This is a genomic window from Nocardioides sp. ChNu-99 (assembly GCF_029493445.1).
Lineage (GTDB): Bacteria > Actinomycetota > Actinomycetes > Propionibacteriales > Nocardioidaceae > Nocardioides.
This window is the reverse complement of the sequence record NZ_JAHWBL010000004.1, coordinates 51,604-77,505: the sequence shown is the minus strand read 5'-3', so window position 1 is coordinate 77,505 and position 25,902 is coordinate 51,604. Positions and strand designations below refer to the sequence as shown.

Sequence of the window (25,902 nt, the reverse complement as noted above, 5' to 3'; positions counted from 1 at the left end):
GGGGAGGCGACCTCAGCCGAGCAGGTCCGCCGCCTCGAGCCACTCCATCTCGAGCTCGTCCTTCTCCTCGGCCAGGGCCTGCAGCCGGGCGCTGACGGTCGCGAGTCGCTCGTAGTCCTGCGCGTGCTCGAGGGCCTCGGCGTTGAGCGCGGCCTCCTCCTGCGTCAGCCGCGCCAGGCGCTTCTCGACGCGGGCGACGGTCTTGCGGGCGGCGCGCTCCTCGGCGCCGCCGACCTTCGCCTTCCCCTCGGCGGACCCGGCCCCGGCCCCGGCCCCGGCTCCGGCCCCGGCGCCCGCCGTACCCCCGCCGGACGCACCGGCCGCGGCGCGGGCGTCGGTCTCGCGACGCTCGAGGTACTCGTCGACACCGCGCGGCAGCATCGAGATCTTGCCGTCGCCCAGCAGCGCCCAGGTGGCGTCGGTGGCGCGCTCGAGGAAGTACCGGTCGTGGCTGACCACGACGAGCGTGCCGGGCCAGCCGTCGAGGAAGTCCTCGAGCACCTGCAGGGTCTCGATGTCGAGGTCGTTGGTGGGCTCGTCGAGCAGCAGCACGTTGGGCTCGCCGAGCAGCAGGCACAGCAGCTGGAACCGGCGCCGCTCACCGCCGGACAGGTCGCCGATGCGCGCCGTCAGCCGGTCGCCGGTGAAGCCGAAGCGCTCCAGCATCGACGTCGCGGTGATCTCGCCGTCGGCGGTGCGGGTGACCCGCCGGATGTCCTCGACGAAGGGCAGCACGCGGGCGTCGGGGTCGAGGTCGTCGAGCTGCTGCGTCAGGTGCGCCAGCGCCACCGTGCGGCCGCGCTTCACCCGGCCCTTCTGAGGCTCGAGGGTGCCGGCGAGCAGCGACAGCACGGAGGTCTTGCCGGCGCCGTTCACGCCGACGATGCCGAACCGGTCGCCGGGCCCGATGCGCCAGGTGGCCGCCTCGAGCAGCACCTTCTCGCCGCGGCGCAGGTCGACGTCCTCGACGTCGACGACGTCCTTGCCGAGCCGCTGGGTGGCGAAGCGCTGCAGCGCGATGCTGTCGCGCGGCGGCGGCTCGTCCTCGATGAGCGCGTTGGCGGCGTCGATGCGGAACTTCGGCTTCGAGGTGCGCGCCGGCGCCCCGCGGCGCAGCCAGGCCAGCTCCTTGCGCGCGAGGTTGGCCCGCCGCTGCTCGTTGACCGCGGCCTGGCGGGACCGCTCGGCGCGGGCGAGGGTGAACGCGGCGTACCCGCCCTCGTAGACGTCGACGACGCCGTCGTGCACCTCCCACGTCCACCCCACGACCGCGTCGAGGAACCACCGGTCGTGGGTCACGACGAGCAGCGCCGACGACAGCCCCACCAGGTGGCGCGCCAGCCAGGCGACCGCCTCGACGTCGAGGTGGTTGGTCGGCTCGTCGAGCACGAGCAGGTCGTGGCGGTCGAGCAGCAGCGCGGCCAGCGCGCAGCGGCGACGCTCGCCACCGGACAGGCCGACGACGGGTCGGTCGAGGTCGACCCCGGCGAGCAGCACCTCGACGACCTCGCGGGTCGTGGCGTCGGCGGCCCACTCGTGGTCGAGCCGCCCCTGCAGCACGGCCTCGCGCACGGAGTGGGTGTCGTCGAGCTCGTCGCCCTGGTGCAGGTAGCCGATCTCGATGCCCCGCGTCATCGACACCCGGCCGGTGTCGGGTTCCTCGAGGCCGGTCAGCACCTCCAGCAGCGTGGTCTTGCCGTCGCCGTTGCGCCCGACGATGCCGATGCGCTGGCCCTCGCCGACGCCGATCGACACCTCCGAGAGCAGGGGGCGCACGCCGTACGACTTCGAGACGCGCTCGAGGTTGACGAGGTTCGGGGCAGCCATCAGACGTACTCCACCCGGTGCACGCCCGCGACGGGGCCGGTGGCGACGAGCACGACGTCGTACGTCGCGCGCAGCCGCTCGGCGACCTCGCGGGCGTGGTCGGCGTCGGTGCAGAGGAACACGCAGGTCGGCCCGGAGCCGGACACGATGCCGCGCACCGCCCCCGCGTCCTCCCCCGCCTGGAGCACGTCCACGAGGTCGGGACGCAGGTCGAGCGCGGGCAGCTGCAGGTCGTTGTGCAGCACCTGGCCGAGCAGCTCCGCGTCCTGCGACGCCAGCGCGGCGATGACGCGGTCGGGCACGACGACGCCCTCGGCGGCCGCGTCGGGCCGCAGCCGGTCGTGGTGGGCGAAGACGCGCGGCGTCGAGAGGCCCTCCCGCGACGGCACGACCACCCACCACCAGGTGGCGTCGACGATGGCCGGGTCGGCGTACGGCGCGACCTGCTCCCCGCGTCCCACGCCCGCGGCGGTGCCGCCGAGCAGGCAGAACGGCACGTCGCTGCCCAGCTCGGCCGCGATGGCGAGGAGGGCGTCGTCGGGGGTCTGCAGGTCGTGCAGCCGGTCGAGCGCCACGAGCGTCGCCGCGGCGTCGGCCGAGCCGCCCGCGAGCCCGCCGGCGACCGGGATGTCCTTCTCGACGTGCACGTCCGCGCGCAGGGTGCGGCCGTGGTGGGCGCCGAGCAGCTCGGCGGCGCGGTGCACGAGGTTGGTGCCGGGCGCGAGCGGTACGGAGGAGCCGTCGACGTGGTCGGACGCGGTCAGCTCGAGCTGCACCGGCACCGTGCCCGAGCCGCCGGGGCGGGCGGTCACGTCGTCGTACAGCCCGATGGCCTGGTAGACGGTGGCCAGCGGGTGGTAGCCGTCGGGGCGAGGGGCGCCGACGGCGAGGTAGAGGTTGATCTTCGCCGGGGCGCGCACGGTCACCGACCGGCCGCCGCCCTGGCCGGTGGGGGCGGTGCGGGCGCTCATGCGGGGTCCTCGGGGGTCTCGACGGGGGCGGAGGTGTCGGTGGACGCGGGGGGAGCCGTCAGGGCCAGGCCCTCGGCGACGCGGGCGAAGTCCTCCACCCGCAGCTGCTCGCCGCGGACGGTGGGCTCGACGCCGGCGTGGGCCAGGGCGGCCTCGATGCGCTCGGTGGAGCCGGCGAGGCCGCGCAGCGCGGCGCGCAGCGTCTTGCGGCGCTGGGCGAAGGCGGCGTCGACGACGGTGAACACCTCGGTGCGCGACGCGGTGGTGACGGGCGGCTCGCGCCGGGTCCAGGCGACGAGGCCGGAGTCCACGTTGGGCGCGGGCCAGAACACGTTGCGCCCGATCGACCCGGCGCGACGCACGTCGGCGTACCAGGCCGCCTTGACCGAGGGCACGCCGTACGTGCGCGAGCCCGGGCCCGCGGCGAGCCGGTCGGCCACCTCGGCCTGCACCATGACGAGACCGCGCTCGAGCGAGGGCAGCAGGGCGAGCAGGTGCAGCAGCACCGGCACCGAGACGTTGTAGGGCAGGTTGGCGACCAGCGCGGTCGGGGCATCGCCCGGCAGCTCGGTGATGCGCAGGGCGTCGGCGGCCACGACCTCGAACGCGTCGGCCTGCGCCGGGGCGAGCTCGGCGATGGTGGCCGGGAGCCGGGCCGCGAGCACCTCGTCGAGCTCGATCGCGACGACCCGGCGGGCGACGTCGAGCAGCGCCAGCGTCAGCGACCCCAGCCCCGGACCGACCTCGACGACGACATCGTCGGGCCCGACCCCGGAGTCGCGCACGATGCGCCGCACCGTGTTGGGGTCGATGACGAAGTTCTGCCCGCGCTGCTTCGTGGGCCGCAGGTCGAGCTCGGCGGCGAGGCGACGGACGTCGGCGGCGCTGAGGAGTCGCGGAGCGCCGGCCGTGGTCACGAGGGCCACCCTACGAACCCCGGGCCCCGGGCGGCTCGGCGCCCCGTGGGCCACCGACCCCCGGTACGACGCGAGCCGCCGCCGACCGGGTGGGGTCGGCGGCGGCTCGGCGTCAGCGGCGGGAGGGCGCTCGGGTCAGCGGGGCAGGCCCAGCTTGCTCGAGCAGCTCGGCCACGCGCCGTACCCACCGCGGTCGTCGCGCAGCTTGGTGGCCACGCGGATCTGCTCCTCGCGGCTGTTCTCGTGCGGGTAGCCCGAGCCGCCGTAGGCGCGCCAGGTCTGCAGGTTGAACTGCAGGCCGCCGTAGTAGCCGTTGCCCGTGTTGATGGCCCAGTTGCCGCCGGACTCGCACTGCGCGAGGTCGTCCCACACGGTCGAGCCGGAGGCGTAGTTGGAGCCGCCGGCCGGGGCGGAGGACGACGAGGAGCTCGACGGGGCCGGGGTCTCCTCCGGGCGCTCCTTCGTGCCCACGCGCACCCGCTCGGTGACGGGGGCGGTGGTGACGCGCGACGCGGTGACCTGGCGCTCGACGCCGCGGCCGTTGCGCAGCGTCACGAGGTAGGTCACGTCCTGGGCGCCGTCGCGACCGGCCGTCTCGACCTCCTCCTCGCCCTCGAAGAGCGACGGGTCCTCGACCTCGACCGTGCCGTGCGGCACGACCTGGTCGGCGACGGTGACCTCCTGCTGCGCCCAGCGGGTCACCGTGATGGTGCCCCCCTCGGCGACGGGGGTCTCGACGGCGGGGACGACCGCGTCGGTCGCGGCGAGCTCGATGCCGAGCTGCGCGAGCACGTCGCCGACGGTCAGGCCGGCCACCTGCTCGGTCACCGGGGCGTCGGCGCCGACGACGAGCGTGAGGGTCTTGGGGGTGACGAGCTCCAGGGCCATGCCGTCGCGGTCGATGCCCGCGCTGCGGCTGGCCGAGAGCTGCGCACCCTCGGCGGTCAGACCGATCTCGGCGAGGGCGCCGTCGACGTCGCGGGCGAGCACCCAGTGGGTGTCGGTCGCGCCGTCGACCGTGAGCTCGAGGGGCCGGGCGTAGCGCACGCTGATGCGCGAGCCGTCCACGACGTCCTCGTCCACGCTGGGGGCCACCTGGTCGCGGTCGCCGACCTCGACGCCCTCGCTCTCCAGGACGTCGCCGACCGAGCCGCCGAAGGCGGACACGGTCCGCTCCTGGCCGTCGACGCTGAGCGTCACCGTCTTGCTGAGGGCCGCGTACCCGGCGGTGGTGCCGGCCACCGCCAGCACCACGACCGCCACGAGGGCGGCGATGAACCCACGACTGCGGACGAACCGGGCGAGATCGCCGCGGCCGCCGCTCGAGCTGATGAGCTGCACAACACTCCGAACGCAGTTCTGTCCGGCCCTCGGACGTCGGCGCACCCCAGGCCGCAGCCGTCCGCGGGCGGGATCACGGGGGCGCACGCGCCTCCGGACCACGTCGTGGACCGTCTGGACCTGTCGGGCCGACTGGGGGAGTAGCGACCAGCCACCGCGGTTGTCTGCCCGCGGAGGCGGCCGCGAGCCGCACCCTGCGCCGGCTGGACGTGACGCCCGATCCCGGCTGACAAGAACTCGACCATAACCGCCGCTGCGGCGAGAGCCAATCCGTCGTCCACCGGTGGAACGCGGCTCACACGGCGCCGCGGCGGGCCGGGACGGCGGTGCCGGGGGTCAGGCGCCGGCCCGGGGGGCCGTCCCCCACGGCCCGCCGAAGGCCGCGAAGGTGGTGCGCTCGATGGCCGCGCACAGCTCGCCGAGGTCGTCCCCACGGGTCTGCGCCATGGCCCGCACGGTCACGGGCACCAGGTAGGACGCGTTCGGCCTCCCCCGGTACGGCGTGGGCGTCAGGTACGGCGCGTCCGTCTCCACGAGCACCCGGTCGAGCGGCGTCACGACGAGCGCCTCGCGCAGGTCACCGGCGTTCTTGAACGTCACCGTGCCCGCGAAGGAGAGGTGCGCCCCGCGGTCGAGGCAGGCGCGCGCGAAGGCGGCGTCGCCGGAGAAGCAGTGCATGACCCAACGGTCGGGCGCACCGACGGCGTCGAGCACGTCGAGCACCGCCGCGTGCGCGTCGCGGTCGTGGATGACGAGGGTCTTGTCGAGCCGCTTCGCGATGTCGACGTGGCGCGCGAAGCTCTCCCGCTGGGCGTCGAGGCCCTCGGGGCCGGTGCGGAAGAAGTCGAGGCCCGTCTCCCCCACGGCGCGCACGTCCGGGTGGGCGGCGGCGAGCCGCTCGATCTCCTCGAGGGCCGCGTCGAGCCGCCCGGCGGCGGCCAGCAGGGGCGCCTCGTTCGGGTGCAGCGCGACGCCGGCGACGAGCGCGTCGTACCGCTCCGCGGCGGCGACCGCCCACCGGGCACCGGGCAGGTCGCAGCCGATCTGCACGATGCGCGGCACCCCCACCGCCGCCGAGGCCGCGAGCGCCGCCTCGACGCCGAGCCAGTCGTCGGGCCCGGGCCCGTCGGCGATGTCGAGGTGGCAGTGGTTGTCGACGACGGGGTGCGGCAGCGGCTCCGGAGCCGGCGGGCGGCTGCGGTCGCGGCGCGCGCCCTGCTCGGTCGCGGCCGCCCGGGACCGGGTCGGGCCGTCGGGCGTCGGGGAGCCGTGGGGCCCCTCGCTCACGGGTGTCCGGCCGCGCCGCCGACGCGCTCGAGGACGGCCTCGGCCAGCGCCTCGGGCGCGTGCTCGGGGATCCAGTGGCTGACGCCGGTGAGCACGACGAGCTCGTACTCGGCGTCGACGTACTCCCCCGACATGTCGACGCCGGCGCGGTCGACGGCGGTGTCGCCGTCGCTCCACACCAGCGTCGTGGGCACCTTCACCCGGCGCGCGAAGCCCCCGCCGCCGGAGAACGGCAGACCGCGGTAGTAGCCGACGCCGCCGGGGAACGCGCCGTACTCGAGGATCTCGCGCCGGAACCGGGCGAGGTCCTCGGACCGCATGCCCGCGTGGGCCAGGATCCGCTCGAGGTCGCGGGGGCGCTTCGCGGCCAGCAGCTCGGGCAGGACGGGGAGCTGGAACATGCCGATGTACCAGCTGCGCAGCAGCTGCGGGCTGCGCAGTCCGGCCTTGCTGAACGCTCCCGGGTGCGGCACGGAGACGGCGGTGAAGGTGCGGATGCGGTCGCCGTGGGCGGCCGCGACGCCCCAGCCGATGGCGGAGCCCCAGTCGTGCCCGACGAGGTGGACCCGCGCGCCCGCGTCGCCCAGCGCGTCGAGCAGCGCCAGCACGTCCCCGACGAGCCTGTTCAGGGTGTACTGCTTCCGTCCGCTCGGGCGTGCGCCCGGGGAGTAGCCGCGCTGGTCGGGCGCGACGGTGCGGTAGCCCTGGGCGTGCAGCAGCGGGGCCACCTGGTCCCAGCACGACGAGCGCTGGGGGAAGCCGTGCAGCAGCACGACCACGTCGCCGTCGAGGGGACCGGAGTCCACCACGTCGAAGGTGAGGCCGTCGTTGGTGAAGGTCGTCACGCGCTCCGAGCTCATGGCGCCGAACCTACCGGGCTCAGCCGCGGTGGACCGCGTCGTACACGACCCGCTTGGGCACGCCGGCGGCCTCGGCGACCTCCTTGATCGCGTCCTTGCGCAGCGTGCCCGTCTCCTCCCGCTCGGCGACCGCGGCGCGGAGGCTGTCGGGGTCGGCGGCCACGCTCGCGCTCGCGACGACGCCCTGCACGACGAGGGTGACCTCGCCCCGCACGCCCTCGCCGGCCCAGGCGACGAGGTCGGCGAGCGGCCCCCGTCGTACCTCCTCGTGGGTCTTCGTCAGCTCGCGGCACACGGCCGCCGGCCGGTCGCCGCCGAAGGCCTCGGCGAGCGCGGCGAGCGCCGCCTCGGTGCGGTGGGGGGCCTCGAAGAACACCATCGTGCGCTCCTCGTGGGCGAGCACGGCGAGGCGGCGGGCCCGCTCGCCGGCCTTGCGCGGCAGGAAGCCCTCGAAGCAGAACCGGTCGACGGGCAGTCCCGAGACCGCGAGCGCGGTGAGCACCGCGGAGGGCCCGGGCACCGCGGTGACGGGCACCCCCGCCTCGACGCAGGCCGCCACGAGCCGGTAGCCGGGGTCCGACACGCTCGGCATCCCCGCGTCGGTGACGAGCAGCACCCGCTGCCCCGCCTGCAGCGCCTCGAGCAGCTGGGGGGTGCGGGCCTGCTCGTTGCCCTCGAAGTACGACGCCACGCGGCCGCCGACCTCGACGCCCAGGTCGCCCGTCAGGCGGCGCAGCCGCCGGGTGTCCTCGGCCGCGACCACGTCGGCGCGGGCCAGCTCGGCGACGAGCCGGGGCGACGCGTCGTCGGGGCGGCCGATCGGCGTGCCCGCGAGCACGAGCACGCCGGTGGGTGCCGCGTCGCCGGTCGCCTGGGGGGTGTCCACACCGGCGATCATCCCAGGACGCCGTCCGTAGAGTTCACCCCCGTGACGATGCCGACCCTGCCGCGCGTGCGTCCTGGCGCCGTGGCCCCGCCGGCCGTCACGCGGGCGCTCGCCGGGTGGGGGACCCGCTGGGGCGGCTGGCTGCCCGGCCTCGCCGTCTTCGTCCTCGCCCTGCTGCTGCGCCTCTACCACCTGGGCACGCCGCGGGAGTTCTCGTTCGACGAGACCTACTACGCCAAGCACGGCTGGTCGCTGCTCAACCACGGCTACGTGCGCGACTACCCCGACAGCGCGGACGAGTCGATCCTCGACGGGGACACGGACGTCTGGCTGGACGCGCCCGAGCTCATCGTCCACCCCGAGGTGGGCAAGTGGATGATCGCGCTGGGGATCCGCGCGTTCGGCATGGACCCGTTCGGCTGGCGCATCGCCGCGGTCGTGGCCGGCGCGCTGATGGTGCTCGTCATGTGCCGGCTCGTGCGCCGCATGACGGGCTCCACGCTGCTGGGGTGCGTCGCCGGTCTCCTGCTCACCTTCGACGGCATGCACTTCGTGCTCTCGCGCCTCGCACTGCTCGACATCTTCCTCGCGCTCTTCCTGCTCTGCGGCGTGGCCTGCGTCGTCAACGACCGCTACTGGCTGCGCGCGCGGCTGGCCCGGCTCGTGCCGGAGCGGCCCGACGACCCGGCCGCCGCCCTCGACCCGCTCGACGGGTCGCGCCGGTGGGGTGCCTCCGGTCCCGTCCGCGCGCTGCTGTGGCGCCCGTGGCTGCTCGGCGGCGGCGTCGCCTGGGGCCTCGCGGTCGGCACGAAGTGGACCGCGCTCTACCCCCTCGCCGCGTTCGGCGTCCTCGTCTGGGTCTGGAGCGCCGGGGCCCGCCGCATGTTCGGGGTGCGTCGCTCGCTGGTGCGCGCCGCGCTGGTCGACGGCGTGCCGGCGTTCGGCTACCTCGTGCTGGTGGCGCTGGCGACGTACGTCCTGAGCTGGACCGGCTGGCTGCTCCACGCCGACGAGCAGGAGGAGGCCTTCTCCTCGACGCAGTACACGCAGTTCGTCGCCGCGGCCACCGACTGCGACGACCAGGCGACGCTGGACCCGCAGGCGCGCTGGCCCACCGCCACGGAGCCGGACGCCAGCGGCCTGGGCGAGGTGACGCAGTCGCTGCGCTCGCTCTGGTACTACCACCAGGACCTCTACGTCTTCCACACGCAGTTCCTCAACTGCTCGACCCACCCCTACCAGTCCGACCCGGTCGGCTGGCTCGTGCTGAACCGGCCGGTCGGGGTCCACGCGGAGAACGACATCCAGCCCGGCGACCAGGGCTGCACGGCGGCGGCCGACAGCACGTGCCTGCGCCAGGTGCTCATCCTCGGCACGCCGGTGCTGTGGTGGTCGGGCGCACTGGCCCTCGTCGCGGCCCTCGGGCTGTGGGTGGCCGCCCGCGACTGGCGCTACGGCGTCGCCGTCGTGGGCGCCGGCTCGACCTGGGTGCCGTGGTTCTCCAACGACGACCGCCCGATCTTCCTCTTCTACGCGATGGCGATCCTCCCGTTCACCGTCATCGCGCTGACCCTCGTGCTCGGCCGGGTGGTGGGCCGCTCACCGGTCCCCACCCCCCGTCGTACGGCGGGGGTCGTCCTCGCGGGCGCCGTGGTCGTGCTCGTCGTCCTCAACTTCGCGTGGTTCTGGCCCATCTACACCGACCAGCTGCTGACCCGCGCCGAGTGGCTCGACCGCATCTGGTTCGACCGCTGGATCTAGGCGTCGAGCCCCGCGAGGTCACGGACCCACGCCGCGAGGGCGGCGCGCTCGTCGGAACTCGTGCGGGTGCGGCGCAGCAGGGCCGTCGGGCGGGGGCGGCGGTCGTGCCACAGCGCGCCGGAGCGGGGCGCCGGCTCGACGCCCGCCAGCCACACGACCGTGTCGGCGCCCTCCGCGGCGTCGCGCAGCACCGGGCCCGTGAGCCGGTGGAACCCGGGCAGGGAGTCGGCGACGCCGGGGGTGTCGGCCCAGCCCGGGTGGGCGGCGGCGACGACCACCCCGTCGGGGCCCCAGCGCCGCGCCAGCTCGGGCAGCAGCTCGACCTGGGCCCGCTTGGACCGCGCGTAGGCCGTCGTCGGCGAGTAGTCGGACGGGCCCACGTCGTAGGCCACGTCGTCGAGCCGCAGCGCCTGGGCGTACATGCCGCCCGACGTCACCCACACCACCCGCGCGCCGTGGCGCGAGGCCGCGAGCCGGTCGCGCAGCAGCTCCGTCAGCAGTGCCGGGCCCAGCACGTGCACCGCCATCGACAGCTCGTGCCCCTGGGCCGAGAGCGTGCGCTCCGGCGGCATGACGCCGGCGTTGTGGACGAGCACGTCGAGGGACCGCTCCCCCAGCGCCGCGCGCAGCTCGCCGGCCGCACGTCGGACGTCGGCGAGGTCACCCACGTCGCAGCGCTGCACCGTCAGCTCGGCCCCGGGCACGCGCGCGAGCAGCTCGCGGCGCACGGCCTCGCCCTTCGCGGGGTCGCGCACGACGAGGACGACGGCGGCACCGAGCCGCGCCAGGTCCTCGGCCGTCGCCGCGCCGAGCCCCGACGAGGCGCCCGTGACCGCGGCCGTGCGCCCGGCGAGCGCTCCGGGCGCCGGGTCGGCGGGCCACGTCGGGAGACGGCGGCGCACCGCCACGCCGAGGCGGGTGTAGCCGGGCACGACCGCGCGGTCCAGCGCAGTGTCGAGCGTGCGGGCGGCGCCGGTCGTCCACGAGGTCATGCCGGTGACGCTAGCCGCGGTGTGCTTGCCCGCGGCGGGGACGATGGCCGGATGACGACCTCCGAGGCTCCCCCCGCGCCGCCGGCGACCGCAGCGACCGACCGGGGACGCCCGGCGCCGGCCGACCGGGCGCGGCAGGTGGCGGTCACCGTCGCCTACGTCGCGTGCATCGTCGGCAACCTGTTCGGCGCCGGTGTCGTCGGCCCGGTCGAGGTGAGCACGGCCGGCAACGAGGCCTTCGCCGCCGACGCCTCCCTGCTGACGCCGGCCGGGTCGGCGTTCTCGATCTGGTCCGTCGTCTACGCGGGCCTCACCCTCCACGTCGCCGTGCAGTGGCTCCCGTCGCGGGCCACCTCGGCGCGGCACCGGGCGACGGGCTGGCTCGTCGTCGCCGCCTCGCTGCTCAACGCCGGGTGGCTGACCGTCTCGCTGCAGGGCTACCTGTGGACCAGCGTCGTGGTCATCGCGGCCCTGCTCGCGGTGCTCGTCGAGATCGTGCGCCGCCTCACCCGCCACCCGGCCGGCGGGACGGATCGCACCGGGCTGACCGAACGGGTGGCCGTCGACGGCACCTTCGGGCTGTACGTCGGGTGGGTCAGCCTCGCGGTCGTCGCCAACGTGGCGGCCGCGAGCACCGCCCAGGGGGCCGCGCGCACCGGGGACGTGGCGGTGACCGTCGCGGTCGTCGTGCTCGTCGGCGTCGCGCTGGTCACGGCGCTGGTGGCGCGCGCGTGGGGCGGCCGGGTGGCGGTCGCGCTCGCCCAGGCGTGGGGCCTCGCCTGGGTGGCCTATGGTCGCCTCGCCGGCGACCCGGAGTCGCTGGTCGTGGGCCTCGTCGCCGGCGTCGCCGCGCTCGTGCCGCTCGTCGCGGTGGGGGTGGTGCGGCGCGGACGCACGCCCGCGCGCGTCGCCGTACCCCGAGGAGAGTCGTGACCACCTGGAAGCCGGGCTGGGACGCCGTGCCGGAGCCGATCGAGCGCTTCTTCGGCGAGTACCACCTCGCCACCCTGACCACCCTGCGCGCCGACGGCCGCCCGCACGTCGTGCCGGTCGGCGTCACGCTCGACGTCGAGCAGCGCTGCGCCTGGGTCATCACGTTCCCGGAGTCGCGCAAGGCGCGGAACCTCCTCGAGCGCCCCGGCAGCCCCGTGGCCGCCTGCCACGTCGACGGCGGCCGCTGGCTCACCGTCGAGGGCACCGCGAGCGTGACGTCGGACCCGCAGCAGGTCGCCCGCGCGGTCGAGCGGTACGCCGCCCGCTACCGCCAGCCGAAGGAGCGCCCCGACCGCGTCGCGCTGCGCATCGAGGTCGAGCGCGTGCTGCACGGCGCCCACCTCTGACGCAGCCGCGACCGAGGCTCCGCCCCCGGACGCACGAGAGCCGGTGCTCCCTGCTCCGCCACAGAGGACAGGGGGCACCGGCTCGAGGCCGTGCGGACGGGGTACGACGGCTCGCGCCGCCCCCGCCCGGATCACTCGTTGATGCTGGCCGGCTCGCTCGCGTTGGCGGTGCGGTTCTCGGCGTCGATCATCCAGGCGAGCTGCTCGAGACGCTCGAGGATGGTGTGGAGGATGTCGGCCGTGGTCGGGTCCTCGGCGTCCACCTCGTCGTGGATGCGACGCGCGGTGCCGGCGACGGCGTAGAGCGCGCCCACGATCAGGTCGACGCAGCGGGCCGTGTCGATCTCGGTGGCGGGGAACTCCGGGATGCTCGACTGCGTGGCGACGCGGGCGGCGCGGCCGTCGACCGTCACGTAGACGGCGCGCATGCGCTCGGCCACGGTGTCGGAGAACTCGCGGGCCGCGTCGACGACCTCGTCGAGCTGCAGGTGGAGGTCGCGGAAGTTCTTGCCGACGACGTTCCAGTGGGCCTGCTTGCCCACGAGGTGCAGGTCGATGAGGTCGGCGCTGAGGGCCTGCAGGTGGTCCGCCAGCTGCTGGGACGCCTTGAACGGCGGGCGCGCCTGGTGGGTCGCGGTGGGGGCGGTGGTCTGGATGGTGTCGCTCATGGCGATCTCCTCTCCTCGGGGTCCGGGGTGGCCGCCGCAGCGGCCGATGGCCCCACCTTGCCACCTTTTCTGGAACCGTTCCAGAAAGGTTAGGCTCGCCTGGCCGACCCCCCGGGGGCTACCCTGGCGGTTGCTCAGGGTTCGGGCGCGTCTTGGAGGTGGGTACGGCGCGCAGCCTCGCCGTACCCGCTCGGAGCCCCGCATGACATCCCTCGACAGCTACCGACGTCTCCTCGGACTCGTCGGACCCACCTACGTCGCCGTCGCCTTCGTGGCGCGCATCCCGCTCGCCATGGCGCAGATCGGCACCCTCCTCCTCGTCGCGCAGGAGACCGGCAGCTACGGCGCCGGCGGCGCGACCGCCGGCGCCCTCGCCGTGGCCAACGCCCTCGGCTCCCCCGTCGCCGGCAGCCTCGCCGACCGCCTCGGCCAGCGCCCCGTCGTGCTGCTGCAGTCGTCGGTCGGGGCCGTCGGCCTCGTCGGCGTCGTCGTCGGCGCGACCCAGGGGGCACCCCTGCCGGTCCTGCTCGTCGTCGCCGCCCTCGCCGGCCTCGCCCTCCCCCAGGTCGGCCCGCTCGCGCGGGTGCGCTGGCGTCCCGTCACCCGCGGCGAGCAGCACCAGCACCGGCTCGTCGCCACCGCGTTCTCCTACGAGGGCGCGGCCGACGAGGCGTCGTTCGTGCTCGGCCCGGCGCTCGTCGGGCTCGTGGCGGCCCTGATCTCGCCGGCGGGCGCCCTCCTCGTCGCCGCGGTGACGCTCGGCGTCTTCGGCACCCTCTTCGGGCTGCACCGCACCGCCCCGCCCGGCGCGGGCCGCGTCGACCACGGCGCCACCGGTCCGCTCGTGACCGGCGCGGTCCTCGTGCTGCTCGCCGCCCAGTTCTTCCTCGGCACCCTCTTCGGCTCGATCCAGACCGGCACGACCGTGCTGGCGACCGCGGAGGACGTGGCCGGCGCCGCCGGCCTCCTGCACGCCCTGCTGGGCGTCGGCAGCGCGAGCGCCGCGATCGTCTACGCCTCGCTGCCCGACCGGTTCCGGCTCGCCGACCGCCTCGTCGTGGCCGCGGTCGCCCTGCTCGTGCTGTCGGCGCCGCTCCTGCTCGTCGACGGCCTCGTGGGCGTCGCGCTGGTGACGCTCGCGCTCGGCTTCGCCGTGGCGCCGTACATGGTCACCACCTTCACCTTGGCCGAGCGCGTGGTCCCGCTCGCCCGGGTCGGCACGGCGATGACCCTGCTGGCGGGCGCCACCGGCCTCGGGTACGCCGCGGGGTCGGCGCTCGCGGGCCGGCTCGCCGACGCCGCCCGCGCCGGGGACCTCCCCGGCGGCCTCGCGGACCTCGGCGGCCACACCGCGGCGTACGTCGTCACGGTCACCGCCACGGCCTGCGCGACCGTCCTCGCGGTGCTCGCCCGACGGGCCCTCGTGCGTGCCGCGGTGGCCTCCGAGGCCGACACGACGCGCTGGGACGGGGCGTCGGCGCCCGATCCGAGCGCCGCCCCGGTAGCGTGACGGACGACGTGGGACCGGTACGGTCGCCCCGCAATCCAGTAGTCCGCGACAAGGAGTCAGACATGAACAAGAAGGAGCTCGTCGACCAGGTCGCCGAGGCGACCGGCCTGGGCAAGGGCGAGGCCGAGTCCGCCGCCAACGCGGTGTTCGACGCGATCGGCAAGGCCCTCGCGGCCGGCGACAAGGTCGCCGTGGCCGGCTTCGGCACGTTCGAGACCCGTGAGCGCGCCGCTCGCACCGGCCGCAACCCGCAGACGGGCGAGGAGATCCAGATCGCCGCGAGCACGACGCCGGCGTTCAAGGCCGCCGCCGCGCTGAAGAAGACGGTCGCCGGCTGACGCCAGCACCACCGACAGACGCCGAGGGCGTCCGGCCCCTCGGGGTCGGACGCCCTCGGCGTCTGTGCGTCGCCCGTCGCCCACCGGGGGCGGCGGGGGTAGCTGCGGCTCAGCCCTCGGTCGGCGGGACGGTGGAGCCGTCCATCTCCTCGAGGTCCTGCAGCTGCTGCTCGACCTCGTCCTCGTCCACCAGCGGCTCGCCGGCCTCGGTGCAGGTCGTCGAGACCGTGGAGAGCGCGGCGAAGAAGTCGCCCTCGAGCTGCTCGATCTCGGCCAGCTCGGCCTCGGTCGGCAGGCCGGGCAGCGTGTAGGTGGCCGTCTCCCCCGGGTCGAGGTCGGTGGGGATGTTGGCCGGGTCGGTCGCCGCGTCGGCGATCTCCTCGTCGGCCGCGAGGGCCGGGCTGTCGGCCATGGCCTGGGCCGCGTCGGCGAGCGGGGTCAGCGTCGCGTCCATCTCGTCGTCGCCGTGCTCGACGAGGTCGCGCAGGCCCGACGCGATGCCGGCGTAGTCGGTCGTGCCCTCGTCGAGCTCCTGCGAGGCGACGAAGCCGGCGACCTCGGGGCACGCCTCCGTGATGTTCTCGGGCCAGTCGGTGCGCTCGGCCTCCGGCTCACCGCCGTCGTCGCCGCTGCAGGCGCCCAACCCGAGGGCGAGCACCCCCGCCAGCGCGGCGGCGCGGATGCCGTTGCGTGCACTCATCGGACTCCTCCTGGTGGGTCGGGACCGGTCCGAGCCTAGACGAGGTGGGCGGCGGGCGTCGTCGGCGACGGGGGTGCCGCCCGCCCGGACGGCACCCCCGCGACGCCGGCGACTCAGCCCTGGCGGGCCTTCAGGCGGGGGTTCTGCTTGTTGATGACGTAGGTGCGGCCGCGGCGGCGCACCACCTGCGAGCCGGGCTGGTTCTTCAGCGAGCGCAGGGAGTTGCGGACCTTCATGTCTCCTCCTCGGGAGCGGCGGTGGGTGCGGGGCGGTGCGGGGGTCGTGCGGTCGTGCCGGGCTCAGCGGACGAGCCGGCCGGTGGCCGGGTCGACGAGCCCGCGCCGCACGGCCGGCAGCAGGCGGCGGGGCACGGCGTGCTCCTCGCCGGCGACGGTGACGGGCACGAGGTCCGGTGCGCTCGCCTTCCAGGCGGAGCGGCGGTGACGGGTGTTGCTGCGCGACGTGCGGCGCTTCGGGACGGCCACGGTGGGTCCTTCCTCTCGGGCCCCGGAGGGCGGGGGGGGTGGGGCGGGGGTGGGTGCGGCGGGTGGGTGCGGCGGGTGGGTGCGGCGGGGACTCAGGCCACGTCGCGGATCGGGCCGAGCCAGGGCTCGAAGCCGTCCTCGACCTGGTGCCACCCGATCCCGCGGCCGACGGCGGCGCGCGGGACGAGCAGGCCCTCGAAGGCCGCCGCGAGGTGGAGCGGGGGCGCCCCGGTGCCGGTGAACGCGAGCTGGGTGCGCGGCACGCGGTCGCCCCACGGCTCCCCGTCGCCGATGCTCAGCTGGCCGCCGGCTCCCTCCCACAGCAGCGCGCGTCCCGGGCGGGTGGGCAGCCAGAAGCAGCCGCGGGTGCGGTGGCGCCCGAGTGCAAGGCTCTCGAGCCCGTCGAGGAGGCGCTCGGGGTGGAACGGCCGGTCGGAGACCAGGTCGAGCGTCCACACGTCGGCGGAGGCGGGCACGGGCAGGGGCAGCTCGCGCACGTGGGAGGCCCACGCCCGCGACCGGGCGTGCTGGTGGGGCGGGCGGGTGACGAGGTCGGTGCCGGCGAGCAGGTCGGCCCCCCGCACGACCGGTACGTCGGGACGTGCGAGCGCCCGCAGCAGGTCCGGGCCGGCGTCGGTGCCCGCGGCGCCGGTGGTGACGACGACGTCGGCGAGCTCGACCATCGAGCAGGCGACCTCGCCCACACCGCGCTCGTCGTCGTGGCTCGTGGCCAGCCCGCGCTCGGCGAGCGTCTCGTCGCCGAGGAGGTCGTCGACCAGCGTCGCGTCGGGCAGCGCGGTCACGACGGCCGCCAGGCGCAGGCGGCGCGCGAGGCGCCGGTCGCGGGCGATGACGCCGCAGACCTGGTCGGCCTCGGCCCCCACGGGCAGCTGCGCGACCACCGAGCGCCACCGGCCGTCGCGGGCGAGGCGCTCGAGGGTGGGGAGCACGTCCTCGCGCAGCGCGCAGCTGACGCAGGCGTGCTCGAGCTCGACCTCCTCGCGCTCGACGACCCCGGTGAGGTCGCTGACGACCCGCTCGAGCACCCCGCGGTCGAGGTCGATGTGGTGGCGCACCGCGACGGCGTCCGGCAGGTCGCACACCAGGCTCAGCTGGGCCGCGGCCATCGCGTCGGGGTGGACGCCGGTCACGAGCACGACGGCGGTCCTCACGCGTCCCCCTCCCCGGCGGCGCTGCGCCCGCCCGCGGCGCCGCGGGCGCCGTACCGACGGCGGAAGGCCTCGACGCGGCCCTCGGTGTCCATGACGCGACCCTTGCCGGTCCAGAACGGGTGGCTGGCCGAGGAGACGTCGACGTCGACGACCGGGTACGTCGTGCCGTCGATCTCGACGGTCTCCCCGCCGGTGCGGCCGGCGAGCGTCGAGCGGGTGAGCACCAGCTGGTCGGCCGAGCGGTCGCGGAAGACCACGGGCCCGTACGTGGGGTGGATCCCCTGCTTCATCTGGATCTGCCTCTTCCTGCGTGTGTTTAGAATGAGAACCGTTTTTAGTCTGACACGAAGGGAGTCCCGATGTCACGTGTGTGCCAGGTGACGGGGCGGGAGCCGGGATTCGGCCACCACGTCTCGCACTCGCACCGCCGCACCAAGCGGAGGTTCGACGTCAACATCCAGCGCAAGAGGTACTTCGTGCCGAGCCTCGGCCGGCACGTCGTGCTGCGGGTGAGTGCCCGCGGCATCAAGGTGATCGACGCCCGCGGGATCGAGTCCGTGGTCGCCGAGCTGCAGCGGAAGGGGACGGGGTTCTGATGGCCAGGCGAGGCAACGACGTGCGACCGATCGTGAAGCTGCGGTCGACGGCGGGGACCGGCTACACCTACGTCACGCGCAAGAACCGGCGCAACGACCCCGACCGGCTCGTGCTGCGCAAGTTCGACCCGCGCGTGCGGCGCCACGTCGAGTTCCGCGAGGAGCGCTGATGGCCAAGAAGTCGAAGATCGCGGCGGACGCGCGCCGCCGCGCGGTCGTGGAGCGGTACGCCGAGCGCCGCGCCGCCCTGCGCGAGGCCGTGCGGCGGGCCGAGCCCGGGTCCGGGGAGCTGACCGAGGCCGTCCGCGCACTGTCGCGCCTGCCGCGCGACTCCTCTCCGGTGCGGCTGCGCAACCGGGACCAGGTGGACGGCCGCCCCCGCGGCTACCTGCGCAAGGCGGGCCTGTCCCGCGTGCGCTTCCGGGAGATGGCCCACCGCGGCGAGCTCCCGGGCATCACGAAGTCGAGCTGGTAGCGGCTCTACCTGACGCCTCGACCACCGGGCCGCGTGCCCGGTGGTCGGGGCGGCGGGGTCCCGTGGGCGCGGGGCCACCGCCCGCCCGACATCGCCCGGATGTCACCACTCGCACCACGGAGCCCGCGCCACGACGGGGCGCTGCGCCCACGAGTGGATGCGATCGGGCGGCGAGCTCGCCAGCCACCCGGCAGCCGAGGGCGGTCGCCCCCGTGGCCACCCGGTGGTCGAGGTGGTCGCCCCCGCGGCCACCCGGTGGTCGAGGTGGTCGCCCCCGCGGGGCGACCCTCGAGACCAGCCCTCAGACGTCGGTGATCCGCACGCCGGCGTGCGCCTTGTAGCGGCGGTTGGCGGCGATGAGGTTGGCCGTCAGCGCCTCGACCTGGTGGGCGTTGCGGCGGCGGCCGGCGTACACACCCCGGACACCGGGGATCACGCCCGCGAGGTCCTGCACGAGGTCGGTGGCCTCGCGCTCGTCGCCCAGCACGAGCACGTCGGTGTCGATGCTCGTGACCTCGGGGTCCTCGAGCAGCACGGCGGAGACGTTGTGGAAGGCGCCGACGACGGTGGAGTCCGGCAGCACGGCCTGGGCCTGCTGCGTCGCCGACCCCTCCTCCACCTGCAGGGCGAACGGGCCCTGCTTGTCGAAGCCGAGCGGGTTGACGCAGTCGACGACGACCTTGCCGGCCAGCTCGGAGCGCAGGCCCTCCAGCAGCTCCTTGTGGCCGTCCCACGGCACGACCACGAGCACGACGTCGCCCGCGGCGGCCGCGCCGGCGTTGTCGGCGCCGGTGACGGAGCCCGCGCCCTCGCCCAGCGCAGCGGCGAGCTCGGCGGCCGCGGCCGCACCCTTCTCCTCGGTGCGGGACCCCAGCACCACGCTCAGGCCCGCGGCCGCGAAGCGGCGGGCGAGCCCGCGACCCTGCGGGCCGGTGCCGCCCAGGACGGCGATGGTCGTGCCCTCGAGGCTCTCGGGGATGCTCACGCGGCTGCTCCTTCTCGTCGCGCCGCAGCGGGCCGCGACGGGTGTCTCGGTGCAGGAAACCCTGCGGATGGATTCGCATCGTAGTGACGCTCGGGCGCACCCGCACCCGGCGGGCCACCCGTCGAACCATCGACCCGAGAGGCCCCTCGCAGGTCCGGAGTGCGACGTCCGTCACGTGCTCAACCCGGGTTTGATCTGCGCATTCAGTCGCCTTGAGGCAATCTTGAGGGTAGCCTGCGATCGCTTGTGTCGTTCAGCACAGCGAGTGACCCGACGCCTCGGATGTCGGGACTGCCGTGTTCCACCCTGGGAGGGATTCCTATGTCACGCCCCGCTGCGCGCCTCGTTGCCGCGCTCTCCACCATCGCCGTCGTCGGCGTCACCACGGCTCCGGCCATGGCCGCCGACCCCGCCGCGGAGGCCAGCGCGACCGGCGCCATCCTCACGATCGCCGGCAGCCCCGTCGACTCGGGTCAGTACACCGTCGTCACCGACGGCACGACCCAGACCGAGTCCGGCACCAACAGCCCCGAGGTCGCCGACGTGCTCTCGCAGCAGAGCAACGTCGACGTGGGCGTCATCTACCAGGACGCCACGACCTCCTCGAACGGCGGCCGGTCGAACGCCTTCGCGTGCTCCGGCGTCGCGGGCAACGGCGCCGTCGTGGCCGAGGTCGGCGACGGCACCTGCCTCACCGGCGGCGACCAGGTCACCCTGGTGCCCGGCACGATCGACCTGGGCAACGCCCAGCTGATCCAGAGCAACATCCTGGCCCCGCTGACGCAGCCGCTGAACGACGCGCTCGGCCCGGTCGTCTCCCAGCTGCTCACCCCGCTGAGCGACGTGCTCAACCAGGTGCTGGGCGGTCTCGGCAACCTCGGCGTCGTCATCGAGTCGGCCGGCGCGATCCAGAGCTCCTGCGCCGCCACCTCGACCTCGGCCGAGGCCACGTCGAACATCGCCGACCTGCGCGGTTACGTCACGGTCGCCGGCCAGGAGGTGGAGATCCTCAACCTCCCCGTCGGTGACATCGCGCCGAACACGGAGGTCGTCACCAACCTCGACGACGTCGTGGACGCGATCCTCGTGGGCCTGGACTCGCAGCTGACCAACGGCCTCCAGGGCGCCCTCGCCCCGCTGACCGCCCTGCTGCCCTACGTCCAGCAGATCAACGACCTGGTCATCGCCCAGATCTCCGACCAGCTCGCGCCGGTCCGCGACAACCTGCTGAGCCTGACGCTCAACAAGCAGAGCCAGCCGACCCCGAACTCCATCGAGGTCACCGCGTTCGACCTGCAGGTGCTCCCGGCGGCCAGCCAGTTCATCGGCACCAGCTTCGCCAGCGTCGAGCTCGGCAAGGCCTTCTGCCGCGGCGGCGTGTACGCCGTGGGCGAGCCCGAGCCCACCCCGACGCCGACGACGCCGCCGGTCACGCCGGTCGCCGACACCCCGACGGTGCCCACCTCGGTCCCCGCCGGCATGTCGGGCGAGACGCCCGCTCCCTGGGGTCCCGCCGCGCTGGTCGGCATGACGCTCCTCGCCGGCACCGCCGGTGTGGCCCGCTTCGTCCGCGCCCGCAACGCTGCGTGACCTGCTGACGCCATGACCGAGAAGAGCACGGGGGCAGGCAAGGTCCGCAGCACCGCGGTCCTGACGGCGCTGACCACCCTGCTCCTCGTCCTGAGCGTCGGGCTCGTGGGCATCGGGATCGCGTGGCCGGGCGGGGAGGCGGACGACGGCACGTCGTCGCAGTACACCTCGCTCGACCCGGCCGCGCCGATCCGCCTCGAGGTCCCCCGCCTCGAGGTGACCGCTCCCATCGTCCCGATCAGCGTCAGCACGGAGGGGGTCCTCGACCCGCCCCGCGACGCCGAGCTGGTCGGCTGGTGGAACGAGAGCGCGAAGCCCGGCAATGCCACGGGCCAGACGGTCATCACCGGTCACACCGTGCACACCGGCGGTGGGTCGATGAACCGGATCGGCTCGCTCGAGGCGGGCGACCAGGTGGACGTCGTCAGCGAGTCCGGCCGGATGCGCTACGAGATCGACCGGGTGCGCTACTACAGCCGGGACGACGTGGCGGAGAAGGCCGAGGAGCTGTTCGGCCAGGACCGCGGTGACGGCAACCTCGTCCTCATCACCTGCGCGGACTGGAACGGGGAGTACTACGAGCGCAACGTCATCGCCTTCGGCACGCCGCTCGGCGAGCCGAAGGAGCGGCCCACGGTGGAGCCCACCGCGGACCAGGCGGCCGGCTGAGCCCGGCGCCCGCACGACGAACCGCCGAGGGCGGGAGGAGCAACGCTCCTCCCGCCCTCGGCGCGTCCGGCTGAGCCCGCGCTCGGGCCCGCGCTCGGGCCCGCGCTCACACCACGGGATGCTGACTGGTGATCGAGACGCGGTTGAACGCGTTGATCGTCACCGCGATCCAGGCGACCGCCCCGTAGGCCTCGTCCCCCAGCACCCGCCGCGCGTCGGCCTCGACGGCGCGACGCTCCTCGACGGGCGGCAGCCGGGTGACCGACTCCGCCAGGGCCAGCGCGGCGCGCTCGCGCTCGTCGAAGAGCGCCGTCTCCTCCCACACCGACAGCACCGCGAGCCGGCGGGGGTCCTCCCCCGCCTTGAGCGCCCGTCGGTGGTGCAGGTCGAGGCAGAAGGCGCAGCCGTTGAGCTGGGAGACCCGCAGGTTGACCAGCTCGACGAACCCCCGGTCGAGGCCCGCCCGGCGCGCCGCCTCGGTGACGGCCTTGGCGGTGGCCGCGAGCGCGGCGTACACCTCCGGCTCGGCCCGGTCGAGGAACACGCCCTCGTGGCCCTCGGGGGCGCCCATCAGTCCGCGACGCGGCTGGCGGGCGCGTTGAAGGCGAGGTCGAGGTAGTCGGGGTGCCGGCGCATCCAGGACGCGATGAACGGGCAGGTCGGCATGACCCGCAGCCCGCGGGCGCGGATGTCGTCGAGCGCGTGCCGCGCGAGCGCGGACCCGACGCCCTTGCCCTCGTGCGCGTCCCCGACCTCGGTGTGCGGCAGCACCAGCATCCCGTCGGCCGGGATGTACGCCGCGAAGCCGGCCAGCTCCCCGTCGAGCCACGCCTCGTAGCGCTTCTCCTCGGGGTTGTCCCGCACCTCGACCGCGTTCGCCTCACCCATGTCGTCTCCTGCTCCTCGTACCTCGGTCAGCGCCAGCCGAGCGCGGGCGCCACGTGGGTCATCATCGCCTCCAGCACGTGGGCGTTGTAGTCGACACCCAGCTGGTTCGGCACCGTCAGCAACAGCGTGTCGGCGGCCGCGATCGCCTCGTCCTGCGCCAGCTGCTCGACGAGGCGGTCGGGCTCCGCGGCGTACGTCTTGCCGAAACGCGCGGCCCCGCCCTCGAGGAAGCCCACCTGGTCCTCGCTGCGGCCCTCGTGGCCGAAGTAGGCCCGGTCCCGGTCGTCGACGATCGGGAAGATGCTGCGGCTCACCGAGACGCGGGGCTCGCGCTCGTGGCCGGCGGCCGTCCAGGCGTCGCGGAACCGCTGGATCTGCTCGGCCTGCAGCTGGTGGAACGGCACGCCCGTGTCCTCGGTCAGCAGGGTGGAGCTCATGAGGTTCATGCCCTGCTCGGCGGTCCACTCGGCGGTCGCGCGCGAGCCGGCGCCCCACCAGATGCGCTCGCGCAGGCCCGGGGAGTGCGGCTCGATGCGCAGCAGGCCCGGCGGGTTGGGGAACATCGGGCGCGGGTTGGGCTGGGCGAAGCCCTCGCCCTTCAGCACCTCGAGGAGCACCTGCGTGTGGCCGCGCGCCATGTCGGCGTCGCTCATGCCCTGCGGGGGCTCGAACCCGAAGTACTTGTAGCCGTCGACCACCTGCTCCGGTGATCCCCGGCTGATGCCGAGCTGCAGCCGGCCGCCGGAGATGAGGTCGGCCGAGCCGGCGTCCTCGGCCATGTAGAGCGGGTTCTCGTAGCGCATGTCGATGACGCCCGTGCCGATCTCGATGCGGCTCGTGCGGGCGCCGACCGCCGCCAGCAGGGGGAACGGCGAGGCGAGCTGGCGCGCGAAGTGGTGCACCCGGTAGTAGGCGCCGTCCACCCCCAGCTCCTCGGCCGCGACCGCGAGGTCGATCGACTGCAGCAGCGTGTCCGACGCCGACCGCGTCTGCGAGTGCGGCGACGGCGTCCAGTGGCCGAAGGACAGGAACCCGATCTTCTTCACACCGACTCCAACGCTCCCCGCGCGCTGGTGTTCCCGCCGAGTCGTCGCGAAGCGCGCTCGTAGTCACGCCGAGTCGTCGCGAAGCGCGCTCGTGGGTACGGTCTGCGTCGTGTCCGACACCCCCCACGACGCGCGCACGCGCCGTACCTTCGCCGTCATCAGCCACCCCGACGCCGGCAAGTCGACGCTGACGGAGGCGCTCGCGCTGCACGCGCAGGTCATCGCCGAGGCGGGTGCGGTGCACGGCAAGGGCGACCGGCGGGCGACCGTGTCGGACTGGATGGACATGGAGAAGGAGCGCGGCATCTCCGTCAGCTCGACCGCGCTGCAGTTCGAGCACGACGGCCACGTGGTCAACCTGGTGGACACCCCGGGCCACGCCGACTTCTCGGAGGACACCTACCGCGTGCTGTCGGCCGTCGACGCGGCCGTGATGCTCGTCGACGCCGCCCGCGGCCTGGAGCCGCAGACGCTGAAGCTCTTCCGGGTCTGCGCCCACCGCGGCCTGCCGGTCATCACCGTCATCAACAAGTGGGACCGGCCGGGCCGCGACCCGCTCGACCTCCTCGACGAGATCGAGCAGCGCATCGGGCTGCGGCCCACCCCGCTGACGTGGCCCGTCGGCCAGGCGGGCGACTTCCACGGGGTGCTCGACCGGCGCACGGGCGAGTACGTCGCGTACACGCGCACCGCGGGCGGGGCGACGCGCGCGCCGGAGACCCGGATGGGGCCCGAGAGCGCCCACGAGCTGCTCGGCGCGACGTGGGACGAGGCGGTGGAGGGGCACGAGCTGCTGGCCGCCGACGGCGCCGACCACGACCACGCCGCGTTCCTGGCCGGCCGCACCACGCCGGTGCTGTTCGCCTCCGCGCTGCTCAACTTCGGCGTGGCCGAGCTGCTGCGCACCCTGGTGCAGATCGCTCCGGCGCCCGAGGGCACCCGCGCGGAGGACGGCACCCTGCGGGCGCCCGACGACGACTTCAGCGCCTTCGTGTTCAAGGTGCAGGCCGGCATGGACAAGGCCCACCGCGACCGCCTCGCCTTCGCGCGCGTCGTCTCGGGGGTGTTCCAGCGCGGCATGGTGGTGACCCACGCGCAGACCGACCGCCCCTTCGCCACCAAGTACGCCCACGCGGTCTTCGGCCGGCGCCGCGAGGCCGTCGAGGTGGCCCACCCGGGCGACGTGATCGGGCTCGTCAACGCCGGCAGCGTGCGGGTGGGCGACACCATCTACGCCGGCAAGCCGGTGCGCTTCCCGGGCATCCCCAGCTTCGCGCCGGAGCACTTCGCCACGGCCCGGGCCACGGACTCCGGGCGCTACAAGCAGTTCCGCCGCGGCATCGAGCAGCTCGACCAGGAGGGCGTCGTGCAGGTGCTGCGCTCGGAGCTGCGCGGCGAGCACGAGCCGGTGCTCGCCGCCGTCGGGCCGATGCAGTTCGAGGTGGCCGCCGCGCGGATGCAGGCGGAGTTCGGGGCGCCGATCCGGCTCGACGCGCTGGGCTACCAGCTCGCCCGGGCGGTCGACGAGGCCGACCTGGCGGAGGTGGCGGCGCTGTCGGGCGTCGAGGTGCTGCACCGCTCCGACGGCGTGCACCTCGCGCTGTTCCCGGACCGCTGGCGCCTCGGCGCGGTCGAGCGGATGCACCCGCACCTCGACCTCCGCCCCCTCCCGGCCAGCGACCTGGACGCCGAGCCCACCCGCCCCGCCCGGGAGTCCTGACCCCCGGCCCGCGGCGTCACGCCCGGGCGGTCACGATCCACACGGCGCCCGGGTAGCGCACGGCTCCGTCGACGAGATGGGCCCGCAGCTCGGCGCGCACGTCGTCGAGCAGCGCCGCCCAGCCGTCCTCGCCGAGCACCGGCACGAGCACGTCGTGGGCCTCGCGCCCGGTCGTGGTGCCCAGGACGGCGGCCAGCCGGCTCTCGACGCCGTCGCTGCCGTCGTACCCGTGGGCGTGGGTGTAGTCGAGCGGTCGCAGGTCGACGTCCCTCCACCCGGCGTCACCGAGCAGGGTGCGGACGCGCTCCGGATCGGCCAGGGCGACCGGGCCGGGCGCGTCGGGGGCCCGGACGGGCCGGGGGCCGTGGTGGGCCTCGATGGCGGCGACGAGCACCGACGTACCCAGGGTGAAGATCGGGTTCTCCCCCGGCGTGCGCCAGCAGGCGACGGCGAGGCGGGCGCCCGGCGCGCAGGCGGCACGCACGTTGGCGAAGGCCGCCACCGGGTCGGCGAAGAACATGACGCCGAAGCGCGAGACGACGAGGTCGAACGGGTGCCCGGGGGCGAGGGCCGCCAGGTCGGCCTCCTGCGCGTCGGCGGTGCGCACGACCGCCTCGGGCACGCGCGCGGCGGCCGCCGCGACCATCCCGGGCGATATGTCGACACCGACGGGCTCGGCGCCGCGATCGGCGACGGCGGCGAGCAGGGTCCCGCTCCCGCACCCGACGTCGAGCACGCGCTCGCCCGGCGCCGGCGCGCCGGCCGCGAGCAGGGCGGCGGTGACGGGCGCGAAGATCGCGTCGTACGTCGCCTCGTTCTCGACCCACCCGTCGGCGTTGCCGGTCCAGGTCTCCCGCATCAGCTCGTTGGCCACCGGG

Annotated in this window: 30 protein-coding genes; 11 read left to right on the top strand and 19 right to left on the bottom strand. The window is 75.1% G+C overall.

Going from position 1 to position 25,902, the window contains the following annotated elements; genetic code table 11:
- Nucleotides 1-12 precede the first annotated feature (12 nt).
- The 7 genes from KK617_RS02815 to rsmI form a co-directional block, all read right to left on the bottom strand.
- Nucleotides 13-1,827 carry an ABC-F family ATP-binding cassette domain-containing protein gene (locus KK617_RS02815; RefSeq protein WP_277497949.1) on the bottom strand — a complete coding sequence of 605 codons (1,815 nt, stop codon included), beginning with the start codon at nucleotides 1,825-1,827 and terminating at the stop codon, nucleotides 13-15.
- Entirely contained in the window at nucleotides 1,827-2,798 is a 972-nt protein-coding gene (locus KK617_RS02810) for a 4-(cytidine 5'-diphospho)-2-C-methyl-D-erythritol kinase (RefSeq protein WP_277497947.1), read from the bottom strand. Before KK617_RS02810 ends, KK617_RS02815 begins: the two co-directional genes overlap by 1 nt.
- Nucleotides 2,795-3,715: a 16S rRNA (adenine(1518)-N(6)/adenine(1519)-N(6))-dimethyltransferase RsmA gene (rsmA, locus tag KK617_RS02805; RefSeq protein WP_277497945.1), complete on the bottom strand. Its 921-nt coding sequence runs from the start codon at nucleotides 3,713-3,715 to the stop codon at nucleotides 2,795-2,797. The genes KK617_RS02810 and rsmA overlap by 4 nt, the downstream gene beginning before the upstream one ends.
- A gap of 135 nt (nucleotides 3,716-3,850) precedes the next feature.
- A complete protein-coding gene (locus tag KK617_RS02800) occupies nucleotides 3,851-5,056 on the bottom strand; it encodes a resuscitation-promoting factor (RefSeq protein WP_277497943.1) in 1,206 nt (401 codons plus the stop codon).
- Between the two features lie 336 nt (nucleotides 5,057-5,392).
- Complete coding sequence (locus KK617_RS02795) at nucleotides 5,393-6,343, bottom strand: TatD family hydrolase (protein ID WP_277497942.1); 951 nt, start codon at nucleotides 6,341-6,343, stop codon at nucleotides 5,393-5,395.
- Nucleotides 6,340-7,203, bottom strand: coding sequence for an alpha/beta fold hydrolase (locus KK617_RS02790; protein ID WP_277497941.1), 864 nt, complete (start codon nucleotides 7,201-7,203; stop codon nucleotides 6,340-6,342). Before KK617_RS02790 ends, KK617_RS02795 begins: the two co-directional genes overlap by 4 nt.
- A 19-nt stretch (nucleotides 7,204-7,222) precedes the next feature.
- The gene (gene rsmI / locus KK617_RS02785; protein ID WP_277498022.1) at nucleotides 7,223-8,047 is read right to left on the bottom strand and encodes a 16S rRNA (cytidine(1402)-2'-O)-methyltransferase; all 825 of its coding nucleotides are present in this window, start codon (nucleotides 8,045-8,047) and stop codon (nucleotides 7,223-7,225) included.
- A gap of 90 nt (nucleotides 8,048-8,137) precedes the next feature.
- On the opposite strand from rsmI, the gene KK617_RS02780 reads away from it, so the two are divergent.
- Entirely contained in the window at nucleotides 8,138-9,850 is a 1,713-nt protein-coding gene (locus KK617_RS02780) for a phospholipid carrier-dependent glycosyltransferase (RefSeq protein ID WP_277498019.1), read from the top strand.
- Here KK617_RS02780 and KK617_RS02775 read toward each other — a convergent pair.
- On the bottom strand, nucleotides 9,847-10,842 hold the full coding sequence (locus tag KK617_RS02775) for an SDR family NAD(P)-dependent oxidoreductase (RefSeq protein WP_277497940.1): 996 nt from the start codon (nucleotides 10,840-10,842) through the stop codon (nucleotides 9,847-9,849). The two genes, KK617_RS02780 and KK617_RS02775, sit on opposite strands and share 4 nt — an antisense overlap.
- 51 nt (nucleotides 10,843-10,893) lie before the next feature.
- Here KK617_RS02775 and KK617_RS02770 point away from each other — a divergent pair, with 51 nt between their 5' ends.
- Nucleotides 10,894-11,775, top strand: a complete 882-nt coding sequence (locus KK617_RS02770; RefSeq protein WP_277497937.1) for a hypothetical protein — start codon at nucleotides 10,894-10,896, stop codon at nucleotides 11,773-11,775.
- Nucleotides 11,772-12,182, top strand: coding sequence for a TIGR03618 family F420-dependent PPOX class oxidoreductase (locus KK617_RS02765; protein ID WP_277497935.1), 411 nt, complete (start codon nucleotides 11,772-11,774; stop codon nucleotides 12,180-12,182). The genes KK617_RS02770 and KK617_RS02765 overlap by 4 nt, the downstream gene beginning before the upstream one ends.
- A gap of 131 nt (nucleotides 12,183-12,313) precedes the next feature.
- On the opposite strand, the gene KK617_RS02760 is transcribed toward KK617_RS02765, so the two are convergent.
- Nucleotides 12,314-12,850: a DNA starvation/stationary phase protection protein gene (locus tag KK617_RS02760; RefSeq protein ID WP_277497933.1), complete on the bottom strand. Its 537-nt coding sequence runs from the start codon at nucleotides 12,848-12,850 to the stop codon at nucleotides 12,314-12,316.
- A gap of 202 nt (nucleotides 12,851-13,052) precedes the next feature.
- Between KK617_RS02760 and KK617_RS02755 the strand changes: the two genes are divergently transcribed.
- Nucleotides 13,053-14,360: an MFS transporter gene (locus tag KK617_RS02755; protein ID WP_277497930.1), complete on the top strand. Its 1,308-nt coding sequence runs from the start codon at nucleotides 13,053-13,055 to the stop codon at nucleotides 14,358-14,360.
- Nucleotides 14,361-14,422: 62 nt separating this feature from the next.
- The gene (locus tag KK617_RS02750) at nucleotides 14,423-14,698 is read left to right on the top strand and encodes an HU family DNA-binding protein (RefSeq protein WP_277497928.1); all 276 of its coding nucleotides are present in this window, start codon (nucleotides 14,423-14,425) and stop codon (nucleotides 14,696-14,698) included.
- A gap of 109 nt (nucleotides 14,699-14,807) precedes the next feature.
- On the opposite strand, the gene KK617_RS02745 is transcribed toward KK617_RS02750, so the two are convergent.
- From KK617_RS02745 to KK617_RS02725, 5 genes are all read right to left on the bottom strand, one after another.
- Entirely contained in the window at nucleotides 14,808-15,398 is a 591-nt protein-coding gene (locus KK617_RS02745) for a hypothetical protein (protein WP_277497926.1), read from the bottom strand.
- Between the two features lie 113 nt (nucleotides 15,399-15,511).
- Nucleotides 15,512-15,634, bottom strand: coding sequence for a type B 50S ribosomal protein L36 (gene ykgO / locus KK617_RS02740; protein ID WP_023645249.1), 123 nt, complete (start codon nucleotides 15,632-15,634; stop codon nucleotides 15,512-15,514).
- A gap of 63 nt (nucleotides 15,635-15,697) precedes the next feature.
- Nucleotides 15,698-15,883, bottom strand: coding sequence for a 50S ribosomal protein L32 (gene rpmF / locus KK617_RS02735; protein WP_277497913.1), 186 nt, complete (start codon nucleotides 15,881-15,883; stop codon nucleotides 15,698-15,700).
- A gap of 92 nt (nucleotides 15,884-15,975) precedes the next feature.
- A complete protein-coding gene (locus tag KK617_RS02730) occupies nucleotides 15,976-17,055 on the bottom strand; it encodes a GTP-binding protein (RefSeq protein WP_277497911.1) in 1,080 nt (359 codons plus the stop codon).
- Nucleotides 17,052-17,345 carry a type B 50S ribosomal protein L31 gene (locus KK617_RS02725; protein WP_277497909.1) on the bottom strand — a complete coding sequence of 98 codons (294 nt, stop codon included), beginning with the start codon at nucleotides 17,343-17,345 and terminating at the stop codon, nucleotides 17,052-17,054. Before KK617_RS02725 ends, KK617_RS02730 begins: the two co-directional genes overlap by 4 nt.
- Nucleotides 17,346-17,414: 69 nt before the next feature.
- On the opposite strand from KK617_RS02725, the gene rpmB reads away from it, so the two are divergent.
- Genes rpmB through rpsN form a run of 3 tightly spaced genes read left to right on the top strand, consistent with a single transcriptional unit; the run spans nucleotide 17,415 to nucleotide 18,126 of the window.
- Nucleotides 17,415-17,651 carry a 50S ribosomal protein L28 gene (gene rpmB, locus KK617_RS02720; protein ID WP_277497908.1) on the top strand — a complete coding sequence of 79 codons (237 nt, stop codon included), beginning with the start codon at nucleotides 17,415-17,417 and terminating at the stop codon, nucleotides 17,649-17,651.
- Nucleotides 17,651-17,821 carry a 50S ribosomal protein L33 gene (gene rpmG / locus KK617_RS02715; protein ID WP_277497906.1) on the top strand — a complete coding sequence of 57 codons (171 nt, stop codon included), beginning with the start codon at nucleotides 17,651-17,653 and terminating at the stop codon, nucleotides 17,819-17,821. Before rpmB ends, rpmG begins: the two co-directional genes overlap by 1 nt.
- Entirely contained in the window at nucleotides 17,821-18,126 is a 306-nt protein-coding gene (gene rpsN, locus KK617_RS02710; protein WP_277497904.1) for a 30S ribosomal protein S14, read from the top strand. Before rpmG ends, rpsN begins: the two co-directional genes overlap by 1 nt.
- Before the next feature lie 301 nt (nucleotides 18,127-18,427).
- Here rpsN and npdG read toward each other — a convergent pair whose 3' ends face one another.
- Nucleotides 18,428-19,111 carry an NADPH-dependent F420 reductase gene (npdG, locus tag KK617_RS02705; protein WP_277497903.1) on the bottom strand — a complete coding sequence of 228 codons (684 nt, stop codon included), beginning with the start codon at nucleotides 19,109-19,111 and terminating at the stop codon, nucleotides 18,428-18,430.
- A gap of 321 nt (nucleotides 19,112-19,432) precedes the next feature.
- Between npdG and KK617_RS02700 the strand changes: the two genes are divergently transcribed.
- Nucleotides 19,433-20,701, top strand: a complete 1,269-nt coding sequence (locus tag KK617_RS02700; RefSeq protein WP_277497900.1) for a hypothetical protein — start codon at nucleotides 19,433-19,435, stop codon at nucleotides 20,699-20,701.
- Nucleotides 20,702-20,713: 12 nt separating this feature from the next.
- Nucleotides 20,714-21,370 (top strand): class F sortase, encoded by a 657-nt coding sequence (locus tag KK617_RS02695; protein WP_277497899.1) that lies wholly within the window; start codon nucleotides 20,714-20,716, stop codon nucleotides 21,368-21,370.
- Between the two features lie 106 nt (nucleotides 21,371-21,476).
- Here the strand turns inward: KK617_RS02695 and KK617_RS02690 are convergent, their stop codons facing one another.
- Genes KK617_RS02690 through KK617_RS02680 form a run of 3 tightly spaced genes read right to left on the bottom strand, consistent with a single transcriptional unit; the run spans nucleotide 21,477 to nucleotide 23,304 of the window.
- Nucleotides 21,477-21,941, bottom strand: a complete 465-nt coding sequence (locus KK617_RS02690; protein WP_277497898.1) for a carboxymuconolactone decarboxylase family protein — start codon at nucleotides 21,939-21,941, stop codon at nucleotides 21,477-21,479.
- Nucleotides 21,941-22,258: a GNAT family N-acetyltransferase gene (locus KK617_RS02685; protein WP_277497896.1), complete on the bottom strand. Its 318-nt coding sequence runs from the start codon at nucleotides 22,256-22,258 to the stop codon at nucleotides 21,941-21,943. The genes KK617_RS02690 and KK617_RS02685 overlap by 1 nt, the downstream gene beginning before the upstream one ends.
- Nucleotides 22,259-22,284: 26 nt before the next feature.
- The gene (locus KK617_RS02680; RefSeq protein ID WP_277497894.1) at nucleotides 22,285-23,304 is read right to left on the bottom strand and encodes an LLM class flavin-dependent oxidoreductase; all 1,020 of its coding nucleotides are present in this window, start codon (nucleotides 23,302-23,304) and stop codon (nucleotides 22,285-22,287) included.
- A 109-nt stretch (nucleotides 23,305-23,413) separates the two neighbouring features.
- Between KK617_RS02680 and KK617_RS02675 the strand changes: the two genes are divergently transcribed.
- Nucleotides 23,414-25,024: a peptide chain release factor 3 gene (locus tag KK617_RS02675; RefSeq protein WP_277497891.1), complete on the top strand. Its 1,611-nt coding sequence runs from the start codon at nucleotides 23,414-23,416 to the stop codon at nucleotides 25,022-25,024.
- Nucleotides 25,025-25,040: 16 nt separating this feature from the next.
- Here KK617_RS02675 and KK617_RS02670 read toward each other — a convergent pair whose 3' ends face one another.
- Nucleotides 25,041-25,898 (bottom strand): class I SAM-dependent methyltransferase, encoded by an 858-nt coding sequence (locus KK617_RS02670; RefSeq protein WP_277497890.1) that lies wholly within the window; start codon nucleotides 25,896-25,898, stop codon nucleotides 25,041-25,043.
- Between the last annotated feature and the right edge of the window lie 4 nt (nucleotides 25,899-25,902).